Origin of the sequence: Palleronia sp., assembly GCF_042089775.1 — a bacterium.
Lineage (GTDB): Bacteria > Pseudomonadota > Alphaproteobacteria > Rhodobacterales > Rhodobacteraceae > Palleronia.
The window spans coordinates 6,781-13,126 of the sequence record NZ_JBELKF010000091.1 but is presented as its reverse complement, the minus strand read 5'-3'; the positions used below and the strand labels follow the sequence as shown (position 1 = coordinate 13,126).

General features: G+C 64.6%; 3 protein-coding genes. 1 reads left to right on the top strand and 2 read right to left on the bottom strand.

Features of this window, described 5'->3' with window-relative positions; all coding sequences use genetic code 11:
- The coding region (locus ACFDS3_RS16610) for a nitrate reductase subunit alpha (RefSeq protein WP_375263471.1) at nucleotides 1-2,503 on the bottom strand (2,503 nt) is incomplete at its 3' end.
- Between the two features lie 64 nt (nucleotides 2,504-2,567).
- Complete coding sequence (locus ACFDS3_RS16605; RefSeq protein WP_375263470.1) at nucleotides 2,568-5,294, bottom strand: nitrate/nitrite transporter; 2,727 nt, start codon at nucleotides 5,292-5,294, stop codon at nucleotides 2,568-2,570.
- A gap of 232 nt (nucleotides 5,295-5,526) precedes the next feature.
- Here ACFDS3_RS16605 and ACFDS3_RS16600 point away from each other — a divergent pair, with 232 nt between their 5' ends.
- A complete protein-coding gene (locus ACFDS3_RS16600) occupies nucleotides 5,527-6,225 on the top strand; it encodes a helix-turn-helix domain-containing protein (RefSeq protein WP_375263469.1) in 699 nt (232 codons plus the stop codon).
- Nucleotides 6,226-6,346 lie beyond the last annotated feature (121 nt).

Here is a 6,346-nt window from a genome sequence, read left to right as displayed (position 1 = left end):
ACTTCCGGGCGATCGACTTGAAGATCTCCCAGTCGGACTTCGACTCGTAGGCCGGGTCCACCGCCGCCTGCAGCGGGTGGATGAACGGATGCATGTCCGAGGTGTTCAGGTCGTCCTTCTCGTACCAGCTGGCCGTGGGCAGAACGATGTCGGAGTAGACGCAGGTGGTGGACATGCGGAAGTCGATCGTCACAAGCAGGTCGAGTTTGCCCTTCGGCGCCTCGTCGTGCCACACGGCCTCCTTGGGCATGGCCTGTCCTTCCTCGCCCAGGTCCTTGCCCATCACGCCGTGATCGGTGCCCAACAGATGCTTGAGGAAGTATTCGTGCCCCTTGCCCGAGGACCCCAGCAGGTTCGAGCGCCAGACGAACAGGTTGCGCGGCCAGTTCTCCGGCGCGTCCGGATCTTCGCAGGACATCTGCAGGTCGCCCGACTTCAGCTGTGCGGCGACGAAGTCCTTGATGTCCTCGCCGGCCGCCTTCGCCGCCTTCGAGACCTCGAGCGGGTTGGTCTTCAGCTGCGGTGCCGAGGGCAGCCATCCCATCCGTTCGGCGCGGATGTTGTAGTCGATGAGGCTGATGTCCCAGTCGCCCTCGGGTGCCGTCGGCGACAGGATCTCGCCCGCGCGCAGCGTCTCGTAGCGCCACTGGTCGGTGTGTGCATACCAGCAGGATGTCGAGTTCATGTGCCGCGGCGGACGGTTCCAGTCCAGCGCGAAGGCCAGTGGCTGCCATCCGGTCTGCGGGCGCAGCTTCTCCTGGCCCACGTAGTGCGACCAGCCGCCACCTTCCTGTCCGATGCAGCCGCACATCACCAGCATGTTGATGATGCCGCGGTAGGCCATGTCCATGTGGTACCAGTGGTTCAGACCGGCACCGAGGATGACCATGGACTTGCCATGCGTCTTCTCGGCGTTACTGGCGAATTCCCGTGCCACGGCGATGATCTTCTCGCGGTCGACGCCGGTGATCTTCTCGGCCCAGGCGGGGGTGTAGGGGCTGTCGTCGTTGAAGTCCTTCGACACCCAGTCGCCGCCAAGGCCCCGGTCGAGGCCATAGTTGGCGCAGAACAGGTCGAAGACCGTGGCGACCAGCGCGTCCGTGCCGTCGGCCAGACTGATGCGCCGGGCGGGGATGTTCCGGGTCAGGACCTCGGGATGATCGCACTTGACGAAATCGCCCGTCGCGGAACCGCCGAAATAGGGGAAGTCCACGCCGACGATCTCGTCGTGGTCGCTTTCCAGCAGCTGGGTCAGGCGCAGGTTGACCTCGGCGCCGCCCGCAGTTTCCTCGAGGTTCCAGCTGCCCTCTTCGCCCCAGCGGAAGCCGATGGAGCCGTTGGGCGCGACGATCTGCCCCGAGGTCTGGTCATAGGCGACCGTCTTCCAGTCGGGGTTGTTGGTCTCGCCCAGCTTGCCGTCAAAGTCGTCGGCGCGCAGCATCCGTCCGGGCACGAGGCGACCGTCCGCCTGATCCAGGCGGACCAGCATCGGCATGTCGGTGTACTTGCGGGCGTAGTCCTCGAAGTACTCGGCCTGCCGGTCGAGATAGTACTCGCGCAGGATCACGTGGCCGAACGCCATCGCCAGCGCGGCGTCGGTGCCGGCCTGCGGGTTCAGCCAGATGTCGCCGAACTTCGCCGCCTCGGAATAGTCGGGGCTGACAACGGCCGACTTGGTGCCGCGATACCGGACCTCGGTGTAGAAATGCGCGTCGGGCGTGCGCGTCTGCGGCACGTTCGAGCCCCAGAGCATCAGGAACCCGGCGTTGTACCAGTCGGCGCTTTCGGGTACGTCGGTCTGCTCGCCCCAGGTCTGCGGGGATGCGGGCGGCAGGTCGCAATACCAGTCGTAGAAGGACATGCAGGTGCCGCCCAGCAGGCTCAGGTACCGTGCACCGGCGGCATAGCTGACCATCGACATGGCCGGGATCGGAGAGAAGCCGAAGACGCGGTCGGGGCCGTAAGTCTTCGCGGTGTAGGCGTTGGCGGCGGCGACGATCTCGGTCGCCTCGTCCCAGGACGCGCGCACGAAGCCGCCCTTGCCGCGCGTCTTGGTGTACGACGCCCGAAGGATCGGGTCATTCTGGATGGCGGCCCAGGCGGCCACGGGCGTCATGGTCTCGCGCATCCTGCGCCAGGCACGCATCAGGGAACCGCGGATCAGCGGGTTCTTTACGCGGTTGGCGGAATAGAGATACCAGCTGTAGGACGCCCCCCGCGCGCAGCCGCGCGGTTCATGGTTGGGCAGGCCCGCGCGGGTGCGCGGATAGTCCGTCTGCTGCGTCTCCCAAGTGACGATGCCGGACTTGACGTAGATCGTCCACGAGCACGAGCCCGTGCAGTTCACGCCGTGGGTCGAGCGTACGACCTTGTCGTGCCGCCAGCGGTTCCGGTACGCGTCCTCCCAGTCCCGGCTCTCGCGGGTGGTCTGACCCCAGCCGTCGGAGAATTGCTCCAGTTCCTTGCTCTGGAAGAAGTTCAGTCTGTCGAGCAGATGGCTCATTTCTTTGTCCTTTTGGCTGTCTGGATCCGGGCGGCGGCCGGCGCCGCCCGTATGCTCGGATGACTTATTCTGCGGGCTGTGCCGCGACGGGCGCCGCGGGCGCGGGCCGATGCTCGATGTCGTGCAGCAGGCCGCCGCGCCGGGTGTAGACGGCCCAGGTGATCGCCACGCAGATCGCGTAGAAGATCAGGAAGCCCCACAACGCCCCCACGGCCGAGCCCGTCATCGCGATCGAGCTGCCGTAGGCCTTCGGGATGAAGAAGGCGCCGTAGGCGGCGATGGCCGAGGTGAAGGCCGTGATCGCGCCGGATTCCATGGCGATCTGCCGCTTGCGCTCTTCGGAGTTCAGATGCGGCATCAGGCGGGGCACTTCGCGGCCCATGATCACCGGGATCATCTGGAAGGTTGACGCGTTGCCGACCCCGGTCAGGAAGAACAGTGCCATGAAGCAGGCGAAGAAGCCGGCGAACGAACCCAAGTTGAGGAAGAAGATTACGCCGAAGGTGGCCACGATCATCGCGTTGAAGGTCCAGAAGGTCACCCGTCCGCCACCGAAGCGGTCGCTGATCCAGCCGGTTCCGGCGCGCGACAGCGCACCCACCAGCGGCCCGAGGAACACGTAGTTCAGCGCGTTCACATCGGGGAAGGCGAGCCCCGTCAGCAGCGGGAAGCCGGCCGAGTAGCCGATGAAGCTGCCGAAGGTGCCGGTATAGAGGACGCACATCAGCCAATTGTGCTTGCGCCCGAAGATCACCGCCTGGTCCGAGAAGCTGGCGCGTGCATCGGCGATGTCGTTCATGCCCAGCCAGGCGGCGATGGTCGCGGCCAGGATGAAGGGCACCCAGACGAAGCCCGCGTTCTGCATCCAGAGCTGGCCGCCTTCGGACATCGTCTGCGGCTGCCCACCGAGCGCACCGAACACGCCCGCCGTGATGACGATCGGCACGAGGAACTGCATGACCGATACGCCGAGGTTGCCCAGGCCCGCGTTCATGGCCAGCGCGTTGCCCTTCTCGGACTTCGGGAAGAAGTAGCCGATGTTTGCCATGGACGAGGCGAAATTGCCGCCGCCGAACCCGCACAGAAGGGCCAGGACAAGGAAGATCAGGTAGGGCGTGTCGGGGTTCTGCACCGCGTACCCGATGCCCAAGGCAGGCAGCAGCAACGATGCGGTGGAGAGGGTCGTCCAGAGCCGTCCGCCGAAGATCGGCACCATGAAGCTGTAGAAGATGCGCAGGGTTGCACCCGAAAGGCCCGGAAGTGCCGCCAGCCAGAAAAGCTGTCCCGAGGTGAACTCGAACCCGATGGCGGGCAGGCGTGCCACGACCACGGACCAGACCATCCAGACAGCGAAGGCGAGTAGCAGCGCCGGGATCGAGATCCAGAGGTTGCGCCGTGCAACGTGACGGCCCTTTTCCTCCCAGAACTGCGGGTCCTCGGGGCGCCAGTCCTCCAAGACGCGCGGCATGGCCGTGCGCTCGGGGTGGTGGATGGGCTGCATCTCGGGAAGTTGCGGCAGGCGGTCCAGAACCTCGCCGTGCGCACCGCGTTCCATCGCCCGGACGGACAGGTGCATCCATGTCAGCGCGACGGCGACCAGGACGAACAGCAGGGCGAAGCACGAAGTGTAGATGCCTGTCAGGTCCAGCAACGCGCCGAAGCCGATGGGCAGGATGAAACCGCCAAGACCGCCGATCATGCCCACCAGACCGCCGACCGCGCCGACATGATTCGGGTAGTAGACCGGGATGTGCTTGAAGACCGCCGCCTTGCCCAGGCTCATGAAGAAGCCGAGCGCAAACAGGGTGACGATGAAGGGCCACAGACCCATCTGGGTCGAGAACGCGATCGGACCATCCTTGCCCTGGACGATGTAATCCGTCGGCGGGTAGGACAGCATGAACAGGAAAAGCAGGCTGAAGCCGAAGGTCCAGTACATGACGGTCCGAGCGCCAAACTTGTCGGACAGTACGCCGCCATAGGCGCGGAACAGCGAGGCCGAAAGGCTGAAGGTCGCAGCCGCCATGCCCGCGAAGCGCACGTCGATGCCGTATGCGTCGATCAGGTAGTGGGGCAGCCACAGCGCGAGGGCGACGAAGGCGCCGAAGACGAAGAAGTAGTACAGCGAGAACCGCCAGACCTGCAGATTCTTCAGTGGCGCCATTTGCTGCGCGAAGGTGGGCGCCCGCGTGCCGGTCCTGCGCCGCTCGACCAGTTCGGGGTCATCCTTGGCCAGCAGGAAGAACAGCACGCCGATGATCGCAAGCCCTGCCGCCCAGACGAACGCGACCCCGTGCCAGCCATAGGCGACCATGACGAAGGGTGCGACGAACTTGGTGACGGCCGCGCCGACATTGCCGGCACCGAAGATGCCCAACGCGGTGCCCTGGTGGCCCGCGTCGTACCAGCGGCTCACATAGGCGACACCGATGATGAACGAGCCGCCGGCGAGGCCGATCCCGAGCGCCGCGATCAGGTACATGACGTACGTGTCGGCGAATGTCAGCGCCACGGTCGCCAGGGCGGTAAGGATCATCTGACCGGAGAACACCAGCCGCGCGCCGTACTTCTCCGCCCAGACGCCGAGAAACAGCCGGGAGACTGCGCCAGTCAGGATCGGCGCTGCGACCAAAAGTCCAAACTGGGTGTCGTTCAAACCCAGCTCGGACTTGATGGCGACGCCGATGATCGAAAAGATAGTCCAGACTGCGAAACAGGCGGTGAAGGCGATCGTACTCAGGCTCAGGGCGCGGGTCTGATCCGCGCGTGAGGCTGTGGCTGAGGTCTGCATGCCAGGGGCTCCTGCAAGGGTGGCGAATCCTCCCTTTCGGGATCGGCACCAGACCTACGGGCCCGCCAGGGTCCAGAACTTGATCTGGATCAAGATGCGGCGGAAAACGCCGTAAAAATAACGGGTTACGATTATTATCAAAGCGATTCCACGCGCATGTCGGCCGATGGCTTGATTTTTATCAAGCAACCATCGAGAATGCGCACGGGCCAGCAACCTGACAGGAGGCCGGATGCCCGAAGCCGCGTACAGAAACATCCGACAGCTGCATCTGTTCGAGGCCATGGCGGAAGAACACTTTGCCACCCTCATGCGCGGCGCCTTCGTGCAGAACTTCCCGCCCCAGGTGGATCTGATCACCGAGGGGGAGCCAAGCGATTTCCTGCACATCGTCCTCTCCGGTTCGGTCGACCTGTTCGCCACGTCGAATGATCGCGAAACCAGCATGGCGACGGTGCGGCCTGTCTCCACCTTCATCCTGGCCGCAACGATCCGTGATGCGCCCTACCTGATGTCGGCACGCACGCTCGAGAAGAGCCGCATCGCTCTGCTCCCGAGCGAGCATGTCCGCGCCATCTTCGACATCGACGGCGGCTTCGCCAGGGCGATGGTGGCCGAACTGGCACAATGCTATCGCTCCGTCGTCAAGGCGCAAAAGGATCTGAAGCTGCGCACGTCGACGGAACGGCTTGCAAACTACCTTCTGCGGGCGCAGGCACGCGCGGGCGAAGAGGAAGATTTCGATATCGACATCGGGAAAAAGCGGCTCGCCTCCGTTCTCGGCATGACACCGGAGCATTTGAGCCGCTCATTCAAGGGATTGCAGTCCCACGGCGTCGTGGCCCAGGGTAACCGGATCCGGATCGGCGACCGGGAGAAACTCGAACGCTACGCCCGGCCCAATCCACTGATCGACGACTCGTCAACTTGAAGGACAGACAGATGAGAAAGTCCCTGCCCGGTGCTGCCGGGGACCTCGCCGAGGACCACCCAGAAATTTGGAAAGCGTACGCTGCCCTTGGAAATGCCACTGCCGAAAGCGGGCCGCTGAC

What these genes read in the sequence shown, in the direction of transcription:
- ACFDS3_RS16605 (WP_375263470.1), bottom strand. Translation starts at nt 5,294, where the DNA reads ATGCAGACCTCAGCCACAGCCTCACGCGCGGATCAGACCCGCGCCCTG.
- ACFDS3_RS16600 (WP_375263469.1), top strand. Translation starts at nt 5,527, where the DNA reads ATGCCCGAAGCCGCGTACAGAAACATCCGACAGCTGCATCTGTTCGAG.